Source organism: Corallococcus sp. M7, assembly GCF_054512695.1.
Genome location: NZ_CM137252.1, coordinates 4,167,635 through 4,192,787 on the forward strand (window position 1 = coordinate 4,167,635; position 25,153 = coordinate 4,192,787).

The window sequence follows — 25,153 nt, forward strand, 5'->3', positions numbered from 1 at the left end:
TTGGCCAGGGGCGGACCAGTGGCAGGGAGAGCGCCTGGTCCGCTGTCTCTTGGCAGCCGCCAGGGCTCCACCCCACCTGAATCGTCTGAGGTTCATCCATTCCTGGAGGTCGAGGTGAAGCGTTCGATGATGCTGCTGTTGGGGATCGGTGCCCTGTGCTTGCTGGCGCCAGACGGCGTGGAGGCCCGGCTGCTCAAGAATGCGCAGGCCGACTACTGCATGGGGGTGGACCACGCCAGCAAGAAGGACGACGCGGCCGTCAAGCTCTTCCGATGTGACGACAAGCCGAATCAGCAGTGGACCTCCAAACCCGTAGCGGAGGGCGTCTTCAACATCGTGAATGGAAAGAGCGACAAGTGCATGGGCGTTGACCATGCGAGGACGACGCCGGGCGCGGACATCAAGCAGTTCGAATGCGACGGCTCCGAGAATCAGAAGTGGAGGTTCGATACGTGCGGAGGCGCTCCCTGCACGGTGAACGTGAAGAGCAACCTCTGCCTCGCGGCCCAGCGTTTGGGGCACGACGTCCAGGTCGAACAGCTCCAGTGTGACGGCGGGACGACCCAGGCCTGGTCACACGACTGACGCAGAGATCATTTGACGCGAGCGCCGAGGCTTGATCCTCTCCGAGGATGAGCACTCTCCCCATCGACTTCGACCCTCAGTTGGCCGCGCTCCTGCCCGCGCTGGAGGGGTATGTGCCCCGGCGGATGACGCTGGCGCAGCTGGAGCACTTCCGTGGCCTGAGCCGGGTGACGCGGGAGGACCTGCTGGGGGACGCGAAGGTCCACTGCGTCGACTACAGCATCCCCGGTTATCAGGGCGCGGAGATCACGGTCTCCGTCATTGCCCGGCAGGGCCATTCGGTTCCGGGGCCGGCCGTCTATCACATCCATGGCGGCGGGATGGTGATGGGGACCCGCTTCGCGGGCGCGAAGCCGCTCGTGGACTGGGCGCTCCGTCATGACGCGGTCTGCGTGACGGTGGAATACCGGCTGGCGCCCGAGCACCCGGCGCCGACCCTGGTGGAGGACTGTTACGCCGGGCTGGTGTGGATGGCGGCGAACGCCGACCGGCTGCGGTTTGATCCGAACCAGCTCGTCATCTTCGGCGGGAGTGGCGGCGGCGGGCTCGCGGCGGGAACCACGCTCCTCGCCCGGGATCGGCAAGGCCCCAGGCTGTTGGGGCAGCTGCTGCAGTGCCCGATGCTGGACGACCGCAACGAGACGGAGTCCGCCCACCGGTATGACGGCGTCGGAGTCTGGGACCGCACCAGCAACCTGACGGCGTGGCGCGCGGTTTTGGGCGAGCACTGTGGAGGCCCGGACGTGTCTCCCTATTCCGCGCCCGCGCGTGCCACGGACCTGCGGGGACTGCCGCCGACCTTCATCGACGTCGCGGCAGGGGAGACGTTCCGGGATGAAGCCATCGCGTATGCGCGCGGCATCCTGGCGGCAGGAGGGGAGTGTGAGCTGCACGTCTGGGGTGGAGCCTTCCACGGCTTCTATGACATCGCGCCCCAGTCGGACGTGGCGCGCGCCTGCATTTCGACGCGCGATGCCTGGCTGGGCCGGATGTTCGCCCGGGGTGCTACTCCGTGACTCAGGGTTGAGCCACGCCCGTCTCGTAGGCCTTGAGGACGGCCTGGGCGCAGGCGCGTGACTTCTCGCCCTCCTCGCTGCCGATTTGACGGCTGCGCGCCAGGACCATGTACCGGGTCCTGGCGGCGTTCACCCACGGATAGAAGCCGAACGCCCCCGCGGACGAGTGGCCCGTCACGGTCCAGGTGCCGCTGACGGTCTGTCCTTCAATCCAGTGGCCGAGCCCGTAGTACGCCTCGCCCGCGCCGGACCACGGCGTGTAGGCCACGTCGGGGCCTCCCGGCCAGGCGGGAACGGAGTCCACGGTCAGCTTGGAGGACAGCGCGGTCTGGTTGTTGAGCAGCTTCAACAGGAAGACGCGGTACTGCGCCGCGCTGCCGGAGAATCCACCCGCCACGGCGACGTCGCTGTCGGACTCCGGGAAGGTGGTGCCCAGCAAGGGATTGAGCCAGTCCATGACGCTCAGGAGGCCCGTGCCCCTGCGCGCGCCAATGTCATCCAGGGCCAGCTTCTGCATGTGTCCGCCGTTGTAGAAGAAGCGGCCGGTCTGGAGCGGGCGCCAGGTGACGTCCTTGAAGGAAGGCCCGTAGCACGTGGAGACAGTCGTCCCGGCGGCGTCACACAGGGTGGTGTTCTCGTCGATGTAGCCGCTGGTGAAGTTGAGCCGCTTCTTCTCATCCGAGGTGAGGTTCGCGTATCCCTTGGACTGCACGTAGGCCCCGGCGTACAGCCACTTGCTCGCGGACGCGATGGGCATCACTGTCGTGGCCGTGACGCCGCTGCCTTTCGTGAGGCCGTAAATAGGTCCGGCTCCGTTGCCGATCTCCCAATAGAAGTTCCCAAGCGGCTTGCAGCCCGCCGCGTTGTTGGCCGTGTCCTGCGCGGCCTGCTCGTACACGGTGAGGGCGGCCTGGGACGTTCCCCAGGTCACCTCCTCGGAAGAGTCGAGCGTGTCCTCCGGGTGTCCACATCCCGCGCTGCCCAGGGCCCACACCGCGTACGTCCAGATGAACTGCGTCGTTCCGCTTCGCTTCATGGGGAATTCCTCCAGGAAAGCCCTCATGAACCCGGACGGCGGGCGGAAGTTGCGCGGGAGAGTGACTCACCTTCAGAAATGCCGCGCCTGACGCATGCCAGCCATGCCGGACCTACTTCCTGCGCCGGCGGTGTGAGGGACGCCGATGCAGGGGAACTCTCCCGCTCTTGCCGATGCGTCCATCCGATTCGCGCAGTGCCTCATCCGCCCAATGGCGCAGGGTGTCGACCTGACACATGCGCTCGAAGAGATTGAGTCCTGCGGGGCGGATATCCTCCTGCCGCTCGAGTGTTAGCGCCAGGTTAATGAGCTCTCCAATGGGGATGGCAGAATTCGGGACACGGGGGATCTGATCGACCATGGCTTGGCACACCTGCAAGGTCAGTTCCGGGTCGACGGAGATCCAATCCACCAGTTGCTCGACGAGCGCGTAGGAACCGCCGCGCAGTACATCCGGGTGCTTCACGATCGCGTCCAGGACGCGACGCGTCTCTGGATCATCCAGGAGTGCGTCGGCCCCACCGAATGTATCCATGATGGCAGTCGCGACATCGTCGTCCGCACTTGGGATGAGCGCGATCAACAGGTCGGTGACTTTCTTGCGCCAGCCGGGTTTGCGCCAGAGAGCAGAACTGACGAATGCCAATCCGAGTCTTTGCTGACGGCAATCCGCATCCGCGATGCCGTTCCCTGTCAGGATTCCAACCGCCGCCTGCTTCGCCCAGTCCTGGCTGTTCATGGTGGCGGTCAGTGCGACCAACTCGCCAAAGGCCTGGTTACCCAGCTTCCAACCCATGGACTTGACGGATTCCACCCAGGGGTGGAGCAGTTCCGGGGGCGTTCTCCACCTGATGCTGGCCAGCAGATAAACGCCTCCGCGAGAGCTGAGCACCTTGGGCTGGGCTGCGAAGAACTCGCTCAAGAACCTCCAAGCCCGTTCGGTATGAATGTGAGGAAGAAGGTCGATGAGATGGAAGCACAGTCCCTCCCAGACCTCCGTCTGCTCCTGACGCTTGAGGTGCGACTCAAGGACGGAAAGCGCTTGTTCCACCATGGGTGGATTGCGTGAGATGTATCCCGTCAACATGGCTTCCAGAATGGGATAGTTTCCCTCGGGGACCTCAAACGAGATTCCCGTTTCATCAAACAGTGGGGTTGGCCTTGCGCTTGGAGTCGAGTCTTCATCCCAGACCTCATCCGAGGTAGGCGTGGCCACGGCATCCTTCAGCCAGGATGCAAGAAGCGACATCAAGGAGTCGTCAAGTCCCTGAAGGCTGTCCGCGGCTTTTTCGAGCACGCGGGCTCCGCTTGCGCGGAATTCGTCAGAGTGGAAACCACTCGCGTTGAATTCGACCACCCATTGGACCAATTGGGCAGGGTCATGGCCATCCCGAGAGAGCTCCGCCAACGCGTAGGCGACCGGACGTTCCTGATGCCCGGGCCTGAATCTACGCATCCGCTTGATGGCCCTGTCCGGGTGCTTGACGGCAAAGGCGGCGAACTCTCGTGCCGCCTCAATGCTGCCCCCGAGAAGACTCCGGCGGGGATGGTCCCACTCGGTCTCATCCGTCAACTCGTCGAAGAGTCCCTGAATGTCGTCATCATGTGCTTTCGCCATCTGCTCGGAGGACATGGGGCTCCGGATGGGTGTGAGCCTCGGGGACTCATGCTTGGGCTCTTCGGGTGCCCCCAGTGCTAGCAGCTCTTTTTGAACGAATTCCCGCGTCTCTGGCGAGCGCGTCTCGTCTGGAATCGCTGAGAGCAGATGCAAACGGTGTTTCCGCTCTCCCTTCATGCGCCTGAGCAGATCCTGACCGCTCGCAGGGGGAAGTTGTCCGAAGTAGTACGGCCATGTCTTGATGACTCCTTCCAGACGAAGAAGGTCCGCCGAGGCGAGCTGCGGCGCGATGAGCCGAATCAGGGCCCGGCTGTCGGAATGCGGATCTGGATATCCTCCAATGATCAGCCGGCGAGGGTCTCCGAGGAGATACTCAAGCACCTCCCCGGGGTTGGCCTCGGCCACATGGCGCAATCCCTGGGCAAGCAAGCGGTGAACATCCAGGACCTGACTGCGACTCCATTCGTGGATGAGCTTGAGGAATCGCGTAGGTTCGCGCTTCGCGGTGCCGAGGACTGCCGTGTGAATCGAGCCGAACAGTGTTGCCTGACCCACTTCTCGAGGCGTGAACGATAGGTGGAGCCGACTCCTGGGATACTCCGTCACGAAAGGATGGGGCTTCGCCCCGAAACGCTCTAGAAGGCGGACAAACGAGGGCCAGACCGCGTCGAGATACTCGGCAGGTGTGGCGTCCGCGATGTCCGGCGCCGAATACCAATCTCTGCGAGACACCAGGAGTTGCTCACACGCCTGGATGACCTTGGAATCATCCTCACTCGCTGCGGAGATTTCCTCCACTTGCCGCTCCAGGCTGGCTGCGATGACTCGGGGCGCAAGCTGAGGGGCGTGCTCGGAGATGAGGGCGGCTAGATTGTTCACCTCCGCCGAAGACACAGATCCTTGACGGAGAATCCTCACCACGGCGCGCACGGATCGCTCGCTCCAGACACCAAGCTGCTGGAACGCCGCCAGCGCGAGCCGATGCTTCTCCGGATGCTCCAACCAGTAGGTCTCGATGAACTCCAGCACCTTCTCGTGATTCGAACGCCAGCCCTGAATCAACACAGGGAGGACTGCCCGAGAGGTTTCCAGGTTCGCGGCCATGAGGTGTGGCAGCTGCAATCGCGCCAGCCATTCAAACCATCCAGAGCTGTTTGCAGCGGCCCCCAGCGCTCGCTCGCGCCACTCCTCCTGTTGAAGGACCGAGCGGAACCAGCGCTTTTCGGTTTCGGCAGGCACCTCAAGCTGGCCGAGGAAATCGATCATCAGGGCCCTGAGGTGGGAGCGCAGCGTGGGGGCATTCCACAGCCGCTGGAACTCGTCCCGGTAGGGCCGTTCTCCCGCTGACCGCAGATAGATCAAGCAGCTCCACAACTTGGGGCGGATCGACAGCGTGTCCTGGCGAGGCAGCACGAAATCGTCGAGATGCTCCTGTCCAGAGATGACCACCCGGGCACGGGCGAACTCGAAGAGGGTCTGATGGGTGAAGCCCAGCTGAGCCCCGTCCTCGAAGAGGAGGCCCGCGCGCAGCAACTGTTGTACCTTGTCCCGCTGCTTGTCGAATCGCGCTGCGGGAAGCGTGAGCTGCTCGTTGTCCGTCATCCCCGCGGCAATGGCGGAGACGAGTTCATCAAGCCCGGGACTCTTCGCGTCCAGGACACATTGCTGCCATAACTGCTCCAGCATGGCATGGTACGAAGGAAAGGGCGCGTGAGTGCTCTTGAAGTGTTCCAGGAAGATTTTCAGATGCTGCGGCGTGCGGAGCACCTCGCATGCATCCTTGGACCAGAGCGCCGAATCAAGTCCCGCCTTTTTCAACACGGACTCCACCGTGCTCCATGCGGGAAGCTCAAGCTCGATGACACTGGCTTGATAATTGCGCAGCCGGACATCGTGCCGGAACTCGAAGTCCCGGCACGAGGCCACGATATGAAGGTTGGGTGTCTCCGCGAGCCTGTGCAGCAGGCCCATCAGCACATTGAGCCGGCCCGTGCTCAGGTCCACGAGCTCCGAGAGCGCATCCAGTTGGTCGACCAGCAAGACCACCTTCCGCGACTTGCTGAGCTGTTTGAGGACCTCATGGAGTGGCTTGGAAAGCTCCAACCACTCCTGAAGCGCTTCATGCCTGTCGACATAGGTTGGGAGCCGGTCCGCCTTGATCGCAACGAGGACGACGCCTTCGCGTCCAGCCAACTGGGTTCCGAGGCGAGCGAGCAGGGCTGACTTACCGCTTCCAGGCCGTCCCAGGATGAGGGTTGCGCTGCTCAGTTCTTCCTCGGTTCGCTGAAGCAGGCGCTCCAATTCCGGGCGCTCGATCCACTGCTCGCCCGGGAGCACCTGTGGCCAGCTCAGCAACTGTCGGGTCTTCTCACGCAACGAATCCATCAACTCGGCGGCCACTGGCTCGTTCTTGCCGCGCGCAGCGTCCGAAGACTCCTTGAACTGGGCAAGGAGTTCGAAGGCAAAGGCCGCTGCATGCCGGGAGGCCAATTCTTGGGATCCGTCCGCGTCGGCTTCGCTTTTGCCATCAACAAGATCCGAGATGCCCCGGATCACCATCGCCTTGACCTTCGGATTGCGGCGGGCCGCGGTCAGGAAGCCACCCCCTTCCATCTCGACCGCAAGCGCAGCCCCATATTGCGTTCGCAGAAACACGTAGCTGTCCGACGCTGTTGCGGCAACGACCTGGGACCCGGTTGCGATAGGCTTCACGAACGCTCGCGGGGGCTCTTCAGATGGGGAAAGCTCCAGCCGGCTCAACCAGTCGCCGTCCCGCGCTATCGTTTTCGCGCGCTCTTCCAGGCAGAAACTGCTGCGCTCTGTCTCCGGCGTGGGTTCGAACACCGCCTTCGCCTTCCCGGCTTCGAAGGCGTGCACCTGGTCGGCGGCGACCACGTCTCCGATGCGGACGTCCTTGAGTCCTCCCGCGACTCCCACGAGCAGGGCGACCTCGGGCTGCCAAAATTGGAGGGCCCGCTCGGTCTCGGCGGCCGCGGGCGCGTTGTGTTTCCCCGTCATTCCAAGAAGGACGTCCCAGTCCCCAACGGGTGACCCGAACACGCCCTTCTCGTAGAGCGTCCCCTCAGAATGCTCAACCTCCTCGACCTTCTCGAGGAGTGTCCGCACGGCTTGGTACTCCACCGGGAGTGCCGTCAAGATCACGACGCGACGCAAGTGTGGTGGCCTCCGTTGAGGCTCTCAAGGATATCCCCATTCCTCATCCAGCGCTGACGGGGCCGCCTGGAGACATCGCTCCCATGCGCTTTCGTGAATGTAGGACGCGGTCGCCCTCCGCCCATTCCGGGATGACATTCCGTAGGGACGGGCATGACTGCTTCCGAGAACCTTCCTTCCTGCTCCCGGGGGCGCGACATGACGCTGGCCCGCAAGGGCATCGCGGCCTTGTTCGACGCCTGGGGGCGTGACACCCGGATGCCGTGGCCCTGCACTTCGAGGGCGGTGCGCTCAGCCATGACGTGCTCAACCGCCGGGCGAACCGGCTGGCCCGCACGCTCCAGGCACGAGGTGTGGTCCGGGGGCAAATGGTGGGCGTCTGGGTGGACAGTACGCCGGAGGAGGAGACCTTCATCGGCCTGCTCGCCATCCTGAAGGCGGTTGGGGCGTACCTGCCCCTCGACCCCGGTTATCCCCCCGAGCGGCGGGCGTTCATGATGGAGGACGCCCGGATGTGGGTGCTCCTCGCGCGCAAGGATGCGCTACCCGGTGGGATGTCCTTCCTGGGTGACGTCGTGCAACTGGCGGCTCCTGGTCCCCTGGCGGCTCGCGACGCGGTGGATGTGACGGGTGGCGCGGGCCCGACGACTTGGCCCATGTGCTCTTCACTCCGGGCTCCACGAGCCAGCCAGGTGCTGGGCCAGCGGCTCGCCGCGTTCGTGGAGGCCTATGAGCAGGAGGGCCTCGACGGCATCCGGGGCGTGTTCTGGCATGACGACGACATCATTTTCATGGGGACCCAGGCCAACCTCCACTTCGTGGGCTGGACCCAGCCAGAACTTGCGCGGCCTGCGCGTCACGTTGCGAGCCCCACCTATCTGTCACGGAGGGCGCGCCCTCCTCGTCATGGGGCTGCCGAGAAGACCTGGGAGCTTGATGAGGCAATGCGTCTGGAACGCGCCAAGTTCCCCCGGCCCCATATCTTCCGCGACGCGATTGTCGGTTAAGCGAAAGCTTCGCATCGACCCAGTTGGGACCGCCGCCTGGCCAACTGCAAACCCCGTTACCCGCAAGACGAAAGAAGCAGGAAATCCTGCCATTCCCTTCCTCATGCTTCGCGTCCCGTGCTCTCTTGGAAAGCAGGTGCGGAAACCCGCCGCACCTTCAAGGGGGCGTCCGGCATGCGTATCAATCCGGGAGCAGTTCCGACGTCGAGCATCCGTCGAGCCGAAGCACAACCGAAGCCATCTGGCCTCCGGCCCCTGACAGCGTCAGTCGAAGAGAAACCCAAAGTCCTCGATCAGTCGATCAGTTCCTTCGATACGACCTCGCAGAAGAAAGCGGCGCCTGCGCAGCGCAGTCTGCCGCCGCAGGTCAACGATCCGAAGGACGACACCGTAGCCATCTTCGATGACGGTAAAGTCCACTCACAGAACGTGGAGTTCATCCTCCGGTCCAATAGCGACACGAAGCCTTCGGAGGTCCGACAGCGGACCATTCGTGGAGAAGGCGGCTACACGCCTGACGTCCTGACCACGGGCCAGAATGCTGCCAAGAAGCTCCAGAATCACATCGAAAGCCGGGCACTCTCCTTGCTTCGGAACACGACCCAGGAGTTCAAGGCCATCGACAAGAGCCCTGGCAACCTCCGGGTCATCAACCAGTCAATGCGAATGAGCCCGGCCTTCATCGCGGTTCAAATCTGGAACCCCAAGGACCCGGTCAGCAAGCTGGGAAGCAAAGATGGCGCAGGGAAGGAGTATCCCATCCCCGCCGAGAACAAGGAGGATCGGGAGAAACTCGCCGCAGCGCTGGGCATGGACCTGGGCGCCCTGAGAGCCGCGGAGGCGAAGAAGTACACGGATGCTGGCAAGAAGCCGAATGAGGGAAGAATCGAGGACGGGATCAAGCACGCCGTCCTCCAGCGGCTGGTGAACCACGTCACCGAAGTCATCCAGAGCAGTCAGCCAGTGCAGACGGCGAAGCAGGAGTTCGACGGGCTCGTCGAGAAGCTCGAAAAGGACCACGGTATTCTCTACGTGGTCGCGTCCGGTAACGACGGGACGTTCCTCAAGGAACTCGGCAAAGAGGGCATCACCTATAGCGATGCCTTCACTAAGTCCGTCCTCTTCAACGAGCGCGCGATCGTTGTGGCCGCATCGACAGGAGGGGCATCTATCGCGGACTTCTCCACCTCCAATGACTCCGTCGACATGGCCACGGACGGCACGGACATCAAGGAGGCTGGAGGAGAGAGTACCGGCAGCGGCACTTCATACGCCGCGCCCCAGGTGGCAGCACTCATCACAGACCTGCGGGGAATGGGGCTGACGTCAGCGCAGGTGAGCAGCGTCCTCGCGGACACGCGCGTCTACACAGACACGAAAGCGACTCGCGCGCAGGAAGGCTCCGGCATTCTCAGACCCGGCGAAGCCAAGAAGGTGGCGCGCGAACTGCTCAAGCAGCAGCAAGAGGCCCTGCCTGCCCCGAAGACGGTGTCCGTGTTGAGTCTTCCGCGCATGCTGCGGGGCTGAGCCCGGCCCGCCCACTGCATGATCAGAACCTGAAGTTCCATTGGGCCAAGTGCTGCAGGTCGCTAGCACCTCCCGTGGGGATGCGCTCCGGCACGGGCTGGCGGTGCGCGGGAGTGGGCACGTCCACCGCGATGCGTTTGACCCCCGTGGTCTTGTCGAGCCCTCCGCACCAGGTCTGCCAGCGCTCGCCGTTCAGCCGATCCCGGAAGCCGATGCCCACCACCTCGTCCGCCGTGGGCGGAGTGGGGGAGAGCAGGTCGAGGTACTCCATCCGGCCTCGCGGGATGCCCCGGCCGTCGGTGCGCACCTCATGGCAGTAGGCGGCACCCCAGAGGTCCTCGCGGAAGCGGATGGCGTACACGCTGCCCGGGGTCGGCGGGCCGGGGATGGACTTGGGCCGGGGGGCGGTCGGGCTAGCCGTCTTGCGGCGCGCGGTGGGCGCTGCTGGCGGTGGGGTGGGCTCCGTCTTCGGCCGCTGGAGATGGCCGAACAGCGTGGCCACCAGCGTCTCCTGGAGGCCTTCCTTCGCCGACCACCAGGCCAGCGGTGCCGGCACCTCCACGCGTACCGAGGGTCGGCGGTCTCGCTCGATGGCTGTCGTGAAGCGGGTCATCAGGCCCGGGTGCTCCGGTGTCTGGAGGATGCCGATGAACGCGAGCGCCTCCAGCACGGTCCCGCAGCGCGAGGGACGGTTGGCGCTCAGAAGTGCGGCCTTGTGGAGCACGGTGCGCGCCTGGCTGTAGCGCGCCGTGGAGGGAAGACCGCGCAGCAGGTCGAGCACCTGGTGGAACACCCAGACGTCCCGCGGTGTGGGCTTGGGCCAGGAGGAGGGCGGGCTGTCGATGGCGGCGCTCACGGCGAGAACCCCATTGACCGGCTGGGCGTCACCCCAGCCCGCGCCCTCCAGGTGGCGGAAGTACGCGGCCTGGGTGGCGTCGATGGCGCCTGCCTCGAAGAAGCAGACGCTGCAACTGCCACCGCGCATGGACTCTTCGGCGTGGACTGGCATGGCCCGCCCGAGGGCGGCGGCGGGCAGCACGGTCATCCAGGCGAGATCGGCTGAACCCATCGAGGCCACGAACGCATCGGCCGCGGCGCGCAGGTCGACCTTCGCGGAGGCCTGGCGCAGCTTGTCGATGGCTTCGTCATGTCCCCACTGGATGAAGACATTGGGCACCAGACCGGTGTCCCGCAGTTGCTGATGCTCCGCGTCCGTGAAGGTGGAGGGGATCCGGTGGCTGTAGCGGCCCTCCGCATCGAAGAAGCTGTTGCGCGAGTTGTAGACGCGGGCCAGCAGGGCCATGACGGAGGAATCGGGATGGATCATCTCAAGGGAGCGGCGTGGGAAGGGGCCCCCGTTCTATCGTAGCGAGATGGATTCCACCCATGAACGCCAGAGCTACACCCTGTGGCAGCTGAACCACGCGCGCTTCTTCCTGGCGGCCCTGAAGGCCATTGGTCCACTGACCCTCGTGTGCTCGGTGGGCTTTGGACTGTTACAAGGCTGGCCGGGATTCGACACCACGGCCTTCGTGACCGGTTTGTTCATGTTCGGATTCCTCTTCGGCCTGTTTGGAATCCTCATCCTGGCCTTCAAGGTGGATGCTCACGGTTCGACCTACTGCAAGGACCCCCTGATGCATCTGGAGCCGTCGGAGCACGACCTCTCCGCGCGAGATGCCTCCGGAGGGCTCCTGGGAAGGGTCTCCAGCGGCACCTTGCGCGTGGTGCACGTGAACGTGATGCAGGGGAAGCGGGGCCTGATGGGCGCGCTGCGCGTGGATCACGCGAAGGGCTCGGTCTGGCTCAGTCCCTACCAGTGGATTGGTGCCTGGCCGGGACTGAGGTCCGAGTCCTTCCACGAGCCGGTTCATTTCGTCGAGGATCCCCTCTTCGACGCGCTGTCGCGACTCACGGAGTAGCGGGGCGTCAGGGCCAGAAGCGGACCAGTCCCGGCTCCGGCACCGTCTTCGCGAGCAGACAGCCATTCGGCTCGCGGATGAAGCCAGACACGGAGTTCAGCCGGGCGTCCAAGCGGACGAGGCCGTTGACTCCAAACCCCGGGTCCACCGCCCCGTGCCGGGTGAAGCGCACCACCGCCAGCCCTCCACCCGCCTCGATCTGGCCCACCGTGTAGGGCGTGCCCACGCCATCGAAGAACAGCTCATTGGCCGAGCCGATGGCGAGCTGGCGCGGCGGCATCGTGGTGCTTCCCGTGCCGAAGTAGATGCGCGTCCCGGTCTCGTCGTACCACTGCACGAGGAGGTCATGACCCGGGGCATTCGTGTTGAGGAGCGAGACGAACCGGCCGTGCCCGTCCGTGGTGACGTTCCGATGGAGGGCGGAGCCATTCTCCACCCGCCATGATGTCTCCCCGGTCGCTCCGTTGAGGGTGATGAACCCCAGCCCGTTGAGGCCCGAACTGCCGCTGTCGAAGAGCGTGACGGCGAGGACGAGGGTGCCGTCCTTCCGCTGGAGGGCCTCGCGGAGCTGGTCGAAGCGCTGCTCACCCGCTGGGAGCGAGAACTTCACCTGCCCCTCGGTCCCAAAGCCCGCCACGGGCCTGCCATTGGCCTCCCACCGCTGCACAACGTAGAAGCCCAGCTGCTTGGCGTAGTCGAAGTTCGACAGGGCCACCGAGACGCGGCCCGCCTCGTCCACGAGGAGCTTCACGACGGAGCGGGGCGCGGAGCTGAACCGCGTCGAAGCGACGCCCTCGTCTCCGAAGCTCGTATCGAGCATGCCCGTGGCGAGATGGCGCGAGACAAGAATGGTGCAGGGCGTCGCGTTGTCGCCGTCGTGGCAGTCTGCGGCGGCGCCCGCCACGAGGCTTCCTCCCGTGGGCAGGGCCTTGAACGCAAGCATGCGTGACACTGCCGGACGCGTGTGCGTTACCGACCCGAGCATCCCGAACGTCAGGTCCGGGATGCCGTCCGCATGGTGGCGCTCGAGTACGAAGCCCTGGGCGCTCGGCCAGGAGGCGCTGGCGATGGGATAGGCCGTGATCAGCTTGCCGTCCGGCAGCACGTCGAAAAACCGAGACCAATCCGTCCAGCCCAGGGGCACCACGGGGAAGGTGGGGTCCAGCGCGAAGGAGGGACCCGCGACCAACATCCGCAACGGACGCGAGGTGGACCGGCCCTCCGCCGTGGCCACCAGCGTGGCGTCGAGGCGGGTCCCCGGACCGACGCGCCCGGACACGCTCACGACCAGCGCCGCCGCGTTCGTGTCCGCGGACACCGACCGGTCGGCCACGAAGACCTCGGAGGGCAGGCCGCGAACGGCGAGGGTGACGGGGCCGGTGAAGCCCTCGTGCCGCTCGACGCCCACCCGCAGGACCGCGAAGTCATCGCCGCGCACGAGCAGCTCGGACTGCGCGCTCAAGGTGACGGGGAGGGGCAGGGGCACGTCCGGACCGGCATCCGGAGCGCCGCCATCCGCCGCGCCGGCATCCGTGGCACCACCATCCGCGGGGCCCGCGTCGGGCGGCTCCTGGACGGTCGTCCCCGCATCGCAGGTGGCGCCGGCACACGAGGCGTCGGGAGTCGAGGTGGACGCATCCTGCCCGCCCGCATCGGCCTGGGGCTCGACGGGGACGAGCTGCTCGATGGGCTCCTCGTCACCACACGCGGTGGCCAGCGGGAGGAGGAGGGCGAGCGCCACGAAGAGGGCGCGCCCACTCTGGGGAGGACGGGAGGGCTGGGAGCGGTGGGCCATTGTGGTGCCTGCCTATACGTCAAGCCCACCGAACCCTGGCTGGAGGCCCGGTCGATTCGGTCCGACTACGGCTTCGGTGCGATGGAGACCTTCACGCCCTCGCTCCACACCTTGTGCTCGTCCGCGTAGTACAGGTACGCGCGGCTGGACGGGCCCGTGTAGGTGCCGGGCACCGCGGCCACCAGGGACAGCGGCACGTCGATGCGCTTGTGGGGCTCCATGCCACGCCAGTACAGGACGACGTCGCGCCCGAGCACCTCGTACGCATCCACCACCTGGCGCTTCACCAACTCCTTGAGCTGGTCGTGCCGCACCTCCAGTCCGCCCGGCACGCCGAAGATGGCCACCGCCGTGGGCAGCCGCTGGCCGGTGCGGTTGGCCACCATCACCCGTGCCTCCGTGGGCTCACCCTCGGTGAGGGCCGTCTTCGCCAGCGCCACCTCCAGCGTCACCGCCGTGTCCTTGGAGCTGTCCGGCGTCACCGTGTTGTAGGTGACCTCCACCGAGTACGGCAGCTCCGCGCCGCCCTCCATCCGCAGCTCCACGCGGCGCTCCCCCGCGCCCAGGAGCGCGCTTACGTCCGGCAGCTTGAGGGCCTCCTGGGAGGCGCCGTCGAAGCGCACCGGCTCACCCACCGGGCGGCCGTCCACGTAGACGCGCACCTGCCCCGGCGTGAGCTTGGAAGCGCGCGCCTTGTCGTAGGCGATGATGGCGCGCAGCGCGAGCACCGTGCTCTGCGTCGCGCCGTAGCGGCCTCCGTCGCTGGATTCGGCGACGAACTTCATCGCGCGCTCCACGTTGCCCACGTAGGCGGGGTCGCGCATCCAGGCCAGCGCGGCCAGCGCGGTGGTCTCGATGTTCAGCGTCTCGCCGGAGCTGCCCACGATGGACTGCGTCGCGCCGCCCACCACGCCGTCCTGTCCCTGCGCGGAGGCGAGCCGGCCCATCAGCCTCCGGGCCTCGGCGGTGTCACCGGCGAGCGCCAGCGCGTTGGCCGCCAGGGCCACCACGTAGCTGTTGGTGCTCTTCGCCGCGGCGGCCTTCAGCGAGGCCACCTCGCGCGACAGCTCCTTCGCCTGCGAGGCCGGCTGGCCCGCGCTCTCCAGCAGCGTCCAGACGATGTACGCGTTCGACGTGTCCGGGTCCTCCACCCACACGTGCAGCGCGCGGCGCTTGCGGTTGAAGCCGCCCTGTCCGTCCCGTTGCTGGAGCAGCCACTCGCGCGTGCGCTCCAGCATCGCGGCGTCCACGTCGCGCACCTGGCGCATGTCCGTGAAGTGCAGCAGGCCGAACGCGGTCAGCGCCTCATGGCCCGGGTTCTGCCCGAACCACTCGTAGCCCTTCTCGGAGGTCTCGTAGCCCACCAGCCGCTGGTAGCCGCGCTCCAGCTTCTCTTTCGCGCTCGCCACCAGCTCCGGGTTCACGCCGGTGTGTGTCTGGAAGTACTGCTGCGCCATCGTCATGGGGTACGTCGTGGAGCTGGTCTGCTCGAAGCAACCGGAGGGCTCCTGGATGAGGCGGGCCAGCGACTCCGTCATGTTGGCCAGCGGGCCCGGGTACACGGCGATGGACGTCCGCACGCTGCCGTGCACCAGGCCCTGGGGCAGCACCACCCGGTGCGTCGCCGGTCCCTTCGAGGACAAGAGCCCGCCGAAGGACACGCGGCCCGGGAAGCCCCGGGGCTTGATGGACAGCGTGCGGGTGACGACGTCCGTGTACTCGCCCGCGCTCGCGGTGAGCTTCACGTCCACCGGCCGGGCCTCCTGGCCAATCTCCAGGGAGAAGAGCTGCCGGCCCCGCGCCTGCGACGCCAGGTCCAGCGTGGGACCGCCGGAGACCTTCACGTCTCCCTTCAGCTCCACCTTCACGCCCGCGCCCGGAAGCCGCGCCTCCGTCCCGTTCACCAGCGCCACCGGCAGCCGCACCACGTCTCCCGACGTCACCTCGAGCGGCAGCTTGGGCTCCGCGTAGAACGGCTGTACGGACTCCAGCTCCGCCACCGCCGAACCGAGCGCGCCGTCACCGCCCACCGCTCCCGCGAATGCCTTGAACGTCGTCACCGAGTCGCTCATCGCGAAGGACACCCGCGCCTCGCCGGTGCGGGCATCCGTGCGCACGCCGGCGTTCCAGTAGAGCGTCTCCGCGAAGTCGACCCGGTCTCCCGCCTTGCGGTTCGGCCGCGCGGTGTGCGCGAACTCGCGGAGGTAGATGAGCTGCCCCTGGATGACGGCCCGCTTGTCCTCGCCGCGCATGTCCCGCTTCGCGCGAAGGAACCCCTGCACCTTCGGCGCCTCTTCCTCCTTCGCGACCTGGAGCACAGGGGCGGGAGCCTCCTCCGCGGGGGGCATGGGCGCCGGAGCCGCGGCGGCGACAGGGGCCATTTGGGGGAGGACCTCGTTCACCGCCAGGCCCGCGAAGGCCTCCTCCTCGTCATCCATGTTCCGGTCCATCATGGGCGGGGCCATCCCTTCGACAGCGCCGCGTCCGGCCTTGCTGATGGACGACGGCCGGGGCTTGCGGACGGGCTCCCGAGGCCAGCGCACCGCGAGCACGCGCATCGCCGCGTCACCATGCCGGGCGAGGAAGCCCTGCGCGTCGGTCAGCGCGAAGCGCCGCCAGCCCTGCGTCCCCAGCAGCAGATCCACCGCCAGCTTCGACTTCGGGTTCTTCTCGTCGAGGTAGAGCTGCGCATCGGCCAGCTCCTTCACCTCCGGCTCCAGCAGCACCATGACCGGGAGCCGCGGCGCCTGGTCGCGCTTCTCCTGGAGCTCCAGCACGGCGTCATCCGTCACGGTGAGCATCACCAGCGCGGAGACCGGCTGACCGCCGCGCGTCGTCCGGGCCGTGAGCCGCACCGGGCCGCCGGGCACGTAGCGCGTGCGGTCCGCCTTCAGCTCCACCGTCAGCTCCTTCGAGGGCTGGCGGAACACCAGCCGCTCCGCGAGGGGCCGCCCGTCGTGGTCCCACACCGTGGCGACGAGCACGCCGTCCGCCTCGCCCGGATCCAGCGTCACCGGCCCACCCTTCACGTCCCCCAGCACCGCGGAGGCGACGCGCACCTCGCGCTGGCTCAGCGTCACCGTCGCGCGGCCGACGTTGTTCAGGCCCACGACGAGCTGCACCAGCCGGCCCGCGGGCACCACGTCCTCGCGCACGCGGATGACGGCACCCCTCGGCTTCACCTCCGGCAGCGGGAAGCGCTTGCGGATGCCCGACGGTGAGTCGATGCGCAGCGCGTACCGCACGCCCGCTTGCGGCGTCAGCTCGAAGCGGCCACGGCCCTCGTGCTCCGAGCGCACGTGGGCGACCACCTTGCCGCTGTCCACCTCCACCACCTGGCCCACCAGGTCCGCGGGCTTGCGCGCGGGCGTGCGCGCCTCGAAGTAGACGCGCGAGGCGAGCCCCGCGACCAGGTCGCCGCCCTCCGGGTACAGGGCCAGGTCCAGCGTCTGGAGCAGGATGGGGATCGTCTTCGCCGCGGACTCCACCACGCCGCCATCCTCGATGGTGAAGGCCAGCGTGCCCTCGCCGCGCTCCATCGCCGCGGGCAGCGGGAAGCGCACCGTGCAGCGTCCCTTCGCGTCCACCGTGCACGGCACCTGCGCCACGGTGGCGCCATCCACGAGCGCGTTGGCGGTCACCTTCGCGCCCTCGGGCACGCCGCCCTCCGCGCGCTTCACGTCCAGCGTGGCGGTGACGGTGTCGCCCGGCCCGTAGCCCTCCCGGAGGAACTCAATCTGGGACTTGAGCCGGGGGGCCCGGTAGGCGCGCACGTCGAACTTGCGCTCCGCGGGGGCCGCCCCGGTCCACGGGTAGGTGACGCGCAGGGTGTACTCGCCGCCGGGCTGGCCGGCGGGGATGGGCCAGGCGTAGCCCCAGACGGCGTCCGCCGTGGAAGCCGTGCTGGTGGTGACGACATCCCCCTTGGGCCCGCGCACCTCCACCTGCGCCTGGAGCGAGCCTGCGTAGGGCTTGCGGCTCAAGGCCTCCAGCACCAGGCCGCGCACCAGCACCTGCTCTCCGGGGCGGTAGAGCGGCTTGTCGGTGGTGACGTGGGTCAGGTAGCGATTCTCGCCACCCAGGGAGCGCGTGGTGGCCCGGGCCGCTTGGACCCGGGGCGACACCATCACGAAGACCGCGGCGACCCCCAGCGGCAGGAGCGCGCGCAGGGCAAATGGGAAGAGGTGGGCCATGGCGGCATTCAACGGACGACCCGGCCAGAAGTTCTGTCCCGCGGAGGCGATGAGCGCCGGCCCATCAATCCAATCTTGTCACTTCACCCGGAGTGCGAGCAATGTAATCAGGACGCTCAAACACTTCGAGAGGAGCAGCGGCGATGAACATGTTCAGGTCGATGTGGATCCTTGGCTGTGGAGTCCTGGTGTCGTGCGGCGCCCCGATGCAGGACGAAGAGGGGGCGGTGCTCGGCACGCAGCAAGCGGGCCTTGCCCAGGTCTTCACCCAGCAGGCGGACTTCACGCTGGCCACCGGGGCCACCCAGCTCACGTTCCCCGCGAACGCGTTCGACGCGTATCCCGATCATCCCTCAGGAGCTGCGTCGAGCTGCATCCAGCCGCAGTTGGGGATCGACCTGCCGTGGGGTTCCATCGCGCCCACCGTCAACGTGCTGGCGCCTCGGGCCACCCACTGGATCTGCTTCGTGGGGCCCGGCTGGAATCACAACAACACGAATCCGCTGCCGGTGAAGCCCACGATCCTCGCCAACGGTGAGGACGACTTCGAGATCGCCTTCCTGCGACCCGTCTCCGCCGTGGGCCTGGAGCTGCTCACGAACAACCGGGCTCTGCACAAGGTGACCCTGACCTTCACGGACGCCACCCAGGAGGTCTTCGAGGACGCGGTGCTCGATACGGGGGCCAATGCCTTCGAGTTCGTGGGCTTCCAGTCCACCAGGCGCATCCGGTCCATCTTCATCGACACCACGGGCGGCGCCTCTGTGAACGAGGGCATCGCCGCCATCTGGACCGCGCCCTGATTGACCGCGGCTTGTAGACGCTTGGCGCGTCTCACCGGCGTTTGCGCGGAGGTGGCGCTTCCCGCTCTGCCCGGAATGCGGCGTCCAGGACGAAGGAGCGAACCTGGACGTTCCCCCGGGAGAGTTCCGTCGCCTGTTCCTGGAGCCACTGCCGCGCGCGATCCTGGGGAATGGCACGTCCCTCGGTGGGGTGTGCCCGCGTCTCATCCCACTGAGCGCAGGCATACCAGCCGACCAGGTAGATGCCGTGCTGACAGGCGTTCTCCGCGAGGTAGCGATCCACCAGCTGCTCGCGCATGGCCGTCCACAGGTCAGGGTTCCAGCAGCCCTTGACCTCGATGATGACGCTGATGGGGGCCTCGCGCCCATCCGGACCGGAGGCAAATGCCTGGATGAGCAGGTCCGTGCGCTGTCCGGGGCGCAGGGGCTCCGTGGGACGGATCTCCACCTCGCGGTTCACGACGATGCGCCGGCCCGCGAGCTCCTGTGCGAGGTGGCGTTTGATCCAGTCGGAGAGGTGGTTCTCCTTCTTCGGCCTGAATCGGACCGGCTCACCTTCTTCCTTCCATTCGTTCCAGAGGAATTCGAGCGCGGGGGTCTCTCCATGGAGCTCCGCCTGAAGCCGGCCGAGCGACTCCAGGATGACATCCATGAGCTGGGCCGCGCTCTGGACGATGCGTGCCTGGGGTGTGCCCAGCAGCGTCAGCAGTTGGCGCGGGCCGGGAGGTTGCCAGTTCTCCGTGCGGAAGTTCGCCTGTACCTGGATGAGCGCCGTGCGTAGCGAACTCTGGCCGGGAAGTTCACGGTTCAACCGCTCAAGGGCCAGACATGCGTCCCGGGAGGACTGTCTGGACAAGAACCCCCAGATGCTGGTCTGCGCAGTGCGCAGCTCTTTGCTGGAGTTCATCGCCGTCAGACGTCGGTTCGGACCTTGAGGATCGCGAGTTCCGCCATTCCGCTCAATCCAGAGATAGAGGTCCGCGAGCTGTGCTGGAGAATAGCGGCCGAAGAGGATGGAGGCACCCAATCCCCACTGTGCGAGCGTTTCAAGTACGGCGCGACCGAAATCCACATCCTGCTGGAGAATCGGCCAGACCCACTCCCACGTTAGCTTCGGAGCCCGCCAGAGAAGGGTCGCGGCGAGTTCGAGCTTGAGCTCTCGAGAGACGCCTTTTTTCGCGGTGAGACGCTGCTTCGCGAAGGGTTGAGCCTCGGAAGGCGCATGCTCTATCAATATCCAGAACAAGTGTTGGCGGAGCAGTTCTGGCAGGGACGGACGGCGGAACACTTCTAGCGCCACGGAAATCAAGACTTCATTCCAGCACAGCATCAAGCCTTCGAGAAACGGATGGACTCCCGAGCCGGACTCCTCGGCCACCAGTTTGCGCCGGAACCGATCTTCCACGGTGGCGGGTGCATGCTGCGTGATCAGGCCCACCAGACGCTTGCGATGCTCGTGGTTCGTGTCCGATTCCAAGTGGGGAGCAGCCAGGATCAACGAGGCCCAACTCCTCCAGACGGACGGGGGCAGGTCTTCCAGCCCATCCGATGCCCTCCGGGCCAGAAGCATGAGGGCTGTATACCCGCTCCATGCTTCCCATGGAATCTGTCCGCCCTTGAGGAGCCAGGGCTCCTTGGCCGGGGCAATGCGTCTGACATAGCTGGCTCCAGCGACGGTGATCCGCTGCTGGAGTTCCTCTGGAAGGGTGCTCCAGTAATGACCTGAAGCAAAGAGGTCGAAACTTGTATCGTTGGGACCGGACAGGAGTCGGACCAGTTGAGGCCAGCATTGAACATCCCCACCTTCCATGCGAATCAGCAGTTGTTCGCACTGTTGTGGGCGTTGATCCACCTTGGTGTGTGCGTTCGCTTCCCGGTCCAGGACCTCCGCGAATGCACGGACAAGCAAAGGGTGCTGCTGAGTGGCTTCTTTGACTGCCGCTTCATGGGTCGGGTCCGCTCTTGAATAGAATTCAGCCGCCAGCCAGGCCCAGGATTGCTGCTCCTCTGACGACGAGGCCTCACGGGCACGCTGCAAGAGCGGATGAAAGTCTCTCGCGAAGAGAAGTGGAGGGCGGATTTCCTTCAGTTGCAAGAGATCCCAGGGAGCGGGTCGCGTCGTGGCAAGTCCTCGGATGAGCCGCCAGCGTTCTTCGTCTCCGCGAAGGTTCCAACCTTCAAGAGGGCCGATTTCCTCCCTGGCATTCGGAAGAACATCCCACGTTCTTTTCACGTGGGCCCATACGGCGGAGCAAAACGCCTCGAAGACCCCGGTCACGTCCAGGTGTCCCCACGCCTTCTGGAGCACGGTCGTACAGAGTTCCTTGAAGGGCAGACTGTAAAGTCCTGTCTCCCCCTCGATGGCAGGTTCCGCGATCTTGCGCAGGGCCAGCGTCAAGTCCGCGATGGGAAGGTGTTTTTCCCAGGCCGCCACGAACGGATGCCCCAGATAGGAGTTCCAGGGACGAGCCCGAACCATGTCGATGACCTGCCCGGTGGAAACCTCGCGGGGCCAGAGCAGGATGAGGGCTTCCTCTCGCAGGATCCCCTTGGATTCTTCATCCACCTCCATGAACGCCAGGGGCTGGAGCCGAGACCAGGCCTCCTCGTCCCTGAGCGTGCCCAGGACCCGGATGGCATGGTGCCGTTCACCCACCTCGAACCTGTCATCCAACGCGATGTCCGCGCATTCGGAGGCCAGCGAGCGCTCTCCGCAGGCACCGACGATGTCCAACGCGAAGGCGAGGACGCGAGCCTCGTCGGGGGGCGAACGAAGATAGCGGCGGAGCTGTGCCCCGAGCCCCGGATGCGCGAGCCTGTGAATGGAGAGATGGGTGTCCCTGTCGTTTCCCAGGGACGTGCCCTTTTGGAGCGTGCCCATGAGGGCCTCCACGAGCCGCTCCCGGAGCAAGGGGTTCGCCGTGAGGGCGTCACTCCGCAGAAGGACCCAGGGATCCGTCTCCAGGAGAAAATCGCGGAAGCCCTCGTCCTGTGAGGCGAGCCAGGCGGCCACTTCCTGGAGCTGCGGCACGATGAGCTGGCCTGCGTCCTCGGGATGCCAGAAGAGGCTCGCGAGCTGTTCACGCGGGACCTTGCGCCGCTTCAGGAAGCGGGCCGCCAGGAACTCCGCATAGGTCCGGTGGGCCCAGCCCGCGAGCCGGGGTCCCTTGGTGCCGAACAGCCCGGTGCGCAGCGTCTCCTGGAGGGCCTCCTCCGTGATGGACACGCGCAGTCCATGGCCTTCTTCCTCTTCGCCGCCCGTCACCTCTTCAAGCCGGACGCCGTGGGGGAGCTCCGCATCGGGATCCGGCGGGCCAAGCAAGATGACATCCTTGTTCGACAGCAGCGTCAGCGCCGCGAGTCGCGAGGCAACGGCCAGCCGGGCATCTGGACCCAGGCGGCCCCGCTGTCCGGATTCAGCGCGGGATTCATCGTTCTCCTGTGCCAACAGGCCGCAGCCTTCCAGATAGAGGGTCCACCGATCGGCCGGGAACCGTCCCTGCTGGAACGCTCGCAGCAGGAATTGGAGGGTCACCGGGCGGAGGGCGAGCGCCGTGGCGTTTCGCTGGGCCACTTCCCTGAGGAACGTCGCAGCATCCACTCGCCACGCCTGGGCCAGTTGCTCGACATCCTGTTTGCGAAGAGGCGCGAGCTCGACCGCCGCGAACCCTCGGTCCTTCCACAGCTCGCTCAAGCTCTTTTCAAAGCTGCGCGGCCAGTGGGCGGGACGGCAGGCGATGAAGAGAAACAGTCGCTCGATGGGGAGGTGGCGAAGCTCATGGAGGATCACCTTGCTCAGCGTCTCGATGCGCAGGTGGCATTCATCGAAGCTGTCCAGGACGATGTAGAGCGGAGCATCCCCGGTCTTCCACTTCGTGATGGCTTCTCCTTCGAAGAGAGCCCGCGCCAGTCGCCCCTCATCCCCGAACGCGGCCAGGTCATGCCAGAGAAGCTGCGCGCCCACGCGAGCGCAGTGTTTCTGGATGGCCTGCCGCTCCTGTTGGAGGGTGGTGGTCTTGCCCATGCCCGGCTCGCCGAGCAGTGCCACGCAGTGCGTGGAGAGCAGTGCTGGCAATGAGACGAGCTTCGAGGACGTGCTCTCCCTTTCGAGCAGGTAGCCCTCATCCGAAAGCGGTGGGGTTTCGCCACGAGCGATCCAGAAGCGCTGCCACGGAATGGATGGATTCACCACGCCCCGCCCGAAAGGAAGAGCGAGCCATCATAGCCCAGCGAGAGGCGTTGATTCAGACCCCCTGCGAAGCGGAGCCGCGGACGGGCAGGCTGGGGTATGACCCCGGCCTGTGAAGAACATGAACTCCAGCACGAAGGTCCTCATCATCACCTGCTCCATGATCGCCCTCGGCATTGTCCTGGGCGTGTTGCTCATCGGTTTCCAGAAGGGAGGCTTCCTGACGACCTCGGACGTGGGAGGACTCCCTGAGCTGGCCCGGGTCCAGGAGCAGCTCCGGCCGCTCGAGGCCTGTTCACTCACCTACCGGCGGCGCAACAAAAGAGGCCAGCGCCAGCATCCGGACGCGGTCTTCCTCCAGACGTGCACGCGGGGTGAATACATCGGCGTGGTCATCGATGTCCCGACAACCTGGGCGGCCAAGGGGGTCGGCTTCGAGATGACCCGTGGATCCATGACGGAGCCATGGGAGATCCTGGTCGAGAAGAAGGAGGTTCCGTTCCCCGACCTCAAGGAAGCCCTCGAGCACTTCGCCCCCCTCATCGCCGCGAGCTACCCCGAGATGCTTCGCGAGCGGCGCGAGAGCGCCAGGGGGATGGACCAGCAGCTGAATGAGCAGAAGCGCCAGGAGCAGGAGCGCAAGGAGCGCGCGAAGGGCTCCTATCCGGAGTGACGCTTCAGTCGCAGAGGACCAGGAGCGGACCGACAACGATGCAGCGGCTCGAGTCCGAATCGTTGGTCGGGTTGGGGTCCATGGGCGCGCTGGCCGTGCGGCGGGCCGTGACGGTGTAGGGCAGGCCGAGGGTGAACAGGTTCAGCGGGACGGTGAAGGACCGGCGCTGGGTGGCCCCCGGCGCGACGGCGCCAAAGCCGCAGGTGGCGCTTCGCGTGCCCGGCGTGCAATCGCCGCCGGTCGAGGCGGTCAGCGGGGCGGGCAGTGACGCGGTGATGGTGGCCCTGTCGAGCGGCTCGGGGCCGTTGTTCGTCACGGTCACGTCGTAGCGGAGGCACGGGGTGCGGTTGCACTTCGTGGGCCGCGCATTGAGCTGCACGGCGACGTCCGCGACGACTCCCGTGGTGTTGAGGAAAACGACGACGGTGTTGGCCAGCTCCTGGGTCACGACGATGTCCGGCCGGCCATCTCCGTTCCAGTCCGCGACGTCGAGGTCGGAGGCCGGGCTGAGGGTGGAGAGGACGATGGGCTGGGCGAAGCTTCCATCGCCCTGGTTGAGGAGCACGGTGACGTCCGGCCCGGTGACGGAGGACACCGCCACGTCGAGCTTACCGTCCAGGTTGAAGTCCGCGAGGGCGAGGTCCCTGGCGTTGACGGCGGTGCTGGAGCGGATGAACGAGCCGTAGGTGTTGTCACCCGTGCTGGGCGTGACGGACACGTACTGGTTGCCCGCCACGATGAGGTCCTTGAGTCCGTCGCCGGTGGCGTCTCCAAGCATGAGCCGGGCCGCGAGGTTGGGCGCGGTGGAGTTCACGAGCGAGGGGAACCTCCCGGTGCCATCGCCTGCCTGGATGGCCATGACGCCCGCGGCGTTCAGGCCGACGATGTCGACGTGGCTGTCACCCGTGACGTCCGCCATGGCGACGTCCAGCGTGTTGGGGGACAGGAGCACCGGGCGTTCGGTGGGGAGCTGGGTGCCGGGGGCCGTGACGATGAAGACGAACTGGTTCGTGGGGGAGAACGTGATCAGCTCCGGCGTCGGGGTGCTCTCCACGAGGTTGGCGACGGCGAGTCCACGAAAGGCCGCTGGTTCGCTCGGGAGCTGGGCCAGGCCGGGCGGTGTGTTCAGGAAGCCGCCCGCGCCGTCGCCATGGAACGTGGCGACGACGTTGTTGCCCACGACGGCGACGTCAGGATTGCCATCGGAGTTGAAGTCCGAGATGCCGGCGACGCGGACGGGCGTGGTGATACCCGCGGGCAGGGGAACCGTCCTCGGCGTGGCGAGCATCCCCGTCCTGGAGCCGAGCTGGATGGCGACGGTGCGGTTGGCGCTGTTCACGATGGCGACGTCGGGGACGCCGTCCTCGTTGAAGTCAGCGGCCGCCACGTAGCGGGGGCCCGGCCCCGTGGAGGATTCCACCGGGGCCGCGAAGGTGGCGGGCGTCACCGCCCATGCGGGCGCGGCGAAGCCGAGCAGCCCGAGAATGATGAGACCGGAGGAGCGGGTGCGCTTCGGATTTCGGAAGGTCATGGCACGTCCTGGAGCGATTGAGGTCACAGCCAAATTGCGCGTCCCAACGTGTGCCTCGCGTCCCACACGAGCGCCTGTCTCGAA

The 25,153-nt window shown here is 66.4% G+C and carries 14 protein-coding genes; 7 read left to right on the top strand and 7 right to left on the bottom strand.

Annotated features, from left to right (window positions below):
- The first annotated feature begins 114 nt into the window (after positions 1 to 114).
- Positions 115 to 585, top strand: coding sequence for an RICIN domain-containing protein (locus ACX114_RS17040; protein ID WP_459299148.1), 471 nt, complete (start codon positions 115 to 117; stop codon positions 583 to 585).
- Between the two features lie 47 nt (positions 586 to 632).
- On the top strand, positions 633 to 1,601 hold the full coding sequence (locus ACX114_RS17045; RefSeq protein WP_459299149.1) for an alpha/beta hydrolase: 969 nt from the start codon (positions 633 to 635) through the stop codon (positions 1,599 to 1,601).
- A gap of 1 nt (position 1,602) precedes the next feature.
- On the opposite strand, the gene ACX114_RS17050 is transcribed toward ACX114_RS17045, so the two are convergent.
- Complete coding sequence (locus ACX114_RS17050; RefSeq protein WP_459299150.1) at positions 1,603 to 2,637, bottom strand: hypothetical protein; 1,035 nt, start codon at positions 2,635 to 2,637, stop codon at positions 1,603 to 1,605.
- Between the two features lie 112 nt (positions 2,638 to 2,749).
- Entirely contained in the window at positions 2,750 to 7,417 is a 4,668-nt protein-coding gene (locus tag ACX114_RS17055) for a phosphorylase family protein (protein WP_459300185.1), read from the bottom strand.
- Between the two features lie 275 nt (positions 7,418 to 7,692).
- Here ACX114_RS17055 and ACX114_RS17060 point away from each other — a divergent pair, with 275 nt between their 5' ends.
- Positions 7,693 to 8,436: an AMP-binding protein gene (locus ACX114_RS17060; protein WP_459299151.1), complete on the top strand. Its 744-nt coding sequence runs from the start codon at positions 7,693 to 7,695 to the stop codon at positions 8,434 to 8,436.
- A gap of 174 nt (positions 8,437 to 8,610) precedes the next feature.
- Positions 8,611 to 9,963: a S8 family serine peptidase gene (locus ACX114_RS17065; RefSeq protein WP_459299152.1), complete on the top strand. Its 1,353-nt coding sequence runs from the start codon at positions 8,611 to 8,613 to the stop codon at positions 9,961 to 9,963.
- Between the two features lie 22 nt (positions 9,964 to 9,985).
- Here ACX114_RS17065 and ACX114_RS17070 read toward each other — a convergent pair whose 3' ends face one another.
- Positions 9,986 to 11,266: a hypothetical protein gene (locus ACX114_RS17070; protein WP_459299153.1), complete on the bottom strand. Its 1,281-nt coding sequence runs from the start codon at positions 11,264 to 11,266 to the stop codon at positions 9,986 to 9,988.
- A 70-nt stretch (positions 11,267 to 11,336) separates the two neighbouring features.
- On the opposite strand from ACX114_RS17070, the gene ACX114_RS17075 reads away from it, so the two are divergent.
- Positions 11,337 to 11,885: a hypothetical protein gene (locus tag ACX114_RS17075; RefSeq protein WP_459299154.1), complete on the top strand. Its 549-nt coding sequence runs from the start codon at positions 11,337 to 11,339 to the stop codon at positions 11,883 to 11,885.
- Positions 11,886 to 11,892: 7 nt separating this feature from the next.
- Here ACX114_RS17075 and ACX114_RS17080 read toward each other — a convergent pair whose 3' ends face one another.
- Together ACX114_RS17080 and ACX114_RS17085 are read right to left on the bottom strand one after the other, a co-directional pair.
- Positions 11,893 to 13,680 (bottom strand): hypothetical protein, encoded by a 1,788-nt coding sequence (locus ACX114_RS17080; protein WP_459299155.1) that lies wholly within the window; start codon positions 13,678 to 13,680, stop codon positions 11,893 to 11,895.
- 65 nt (positions 13,681 to 13,745) lie between these two features.
- The gene (locus ACX114_RS17085) at positions 13,746 to 17,873 is read right to left on the bottom strand and encodes an MG2 domain-containing protein (RefSeq protein WP_459299156.1); all 4,128 of its coding nucleotides are present in this window, start codon (positions 17,871 to 17,873) and stop codon (positions 13,746 to 13,748) included.
- Positions 17,874 to 18,016: 143 nt separating this feature from the next.
- Here ACX114_RS17085 and ACX114_RS17090 point away from each other — a divergent pair, with 143 nt between their 5' ends.
- Complete coding sequence (locus tag ACX114_RS17090; RefSeq protein ID WP_459299157.1) at positions 18,017 to 18,676, top strand: hypothetical protein; 660 nt, start codon at positions 18,017 to 18,019, stop codon at positions 18,674 to 18,676.
- 31 nt (positions 18,677 to 18,707) lie between these two features.
- On the opposite strand, the gene ACX114_RS17095 is transcribed toward ACX114_RS17090, so the two are convergent.
- On the bottom strand, positions 18,708 to 22,865 hold the full coding sequence (locus ACX114_RS17095; RefSeq protein WP_459299158.1) for an NACHT domain-containing protein: 4,158 nt from the start codon (positions 22,863 to 22,865) through the stop codon (positions 18,708 to 18,710).
- Positions 22,866 to 22,986: 121 nt separating this feature from the next.
- Between ACX114_RS17095 and ACX114_RS17100 the strand changes: the two genes are divergently transcribed.
- Positions 22,987 to 23,538, top strand: a complete 552-nt coding sequence (locus tag ACX114_RS17100) for a hypothetical protein (RefSeq protein WP_459299159.1) — start codon at positions 22,987 to 22,989, stop codon at positions 23,536 to 23,538.
- A 4-nt stretch (positions 23,539 to 23,542) separates the two neighbouring features.
- On the opposite strand, the gene ACX114_RS17105 is transcribed toward ACX114_RS17100, so the two are convergent.
- On the bottom strand, positions 23,543 to 25,069 hold the full coding sequence (locus ACX114_RS17105; RefSeq protein WP_459299160.1) for an FG-GAP-like repeat-containing protein: 1,527 nt from the start codon (positions 25,067 to 25,069) through the stop codon (positions 23,543 to 23,545).
- Positions 25,070 to 25,153: the final 84 nt, after the last annotated feature.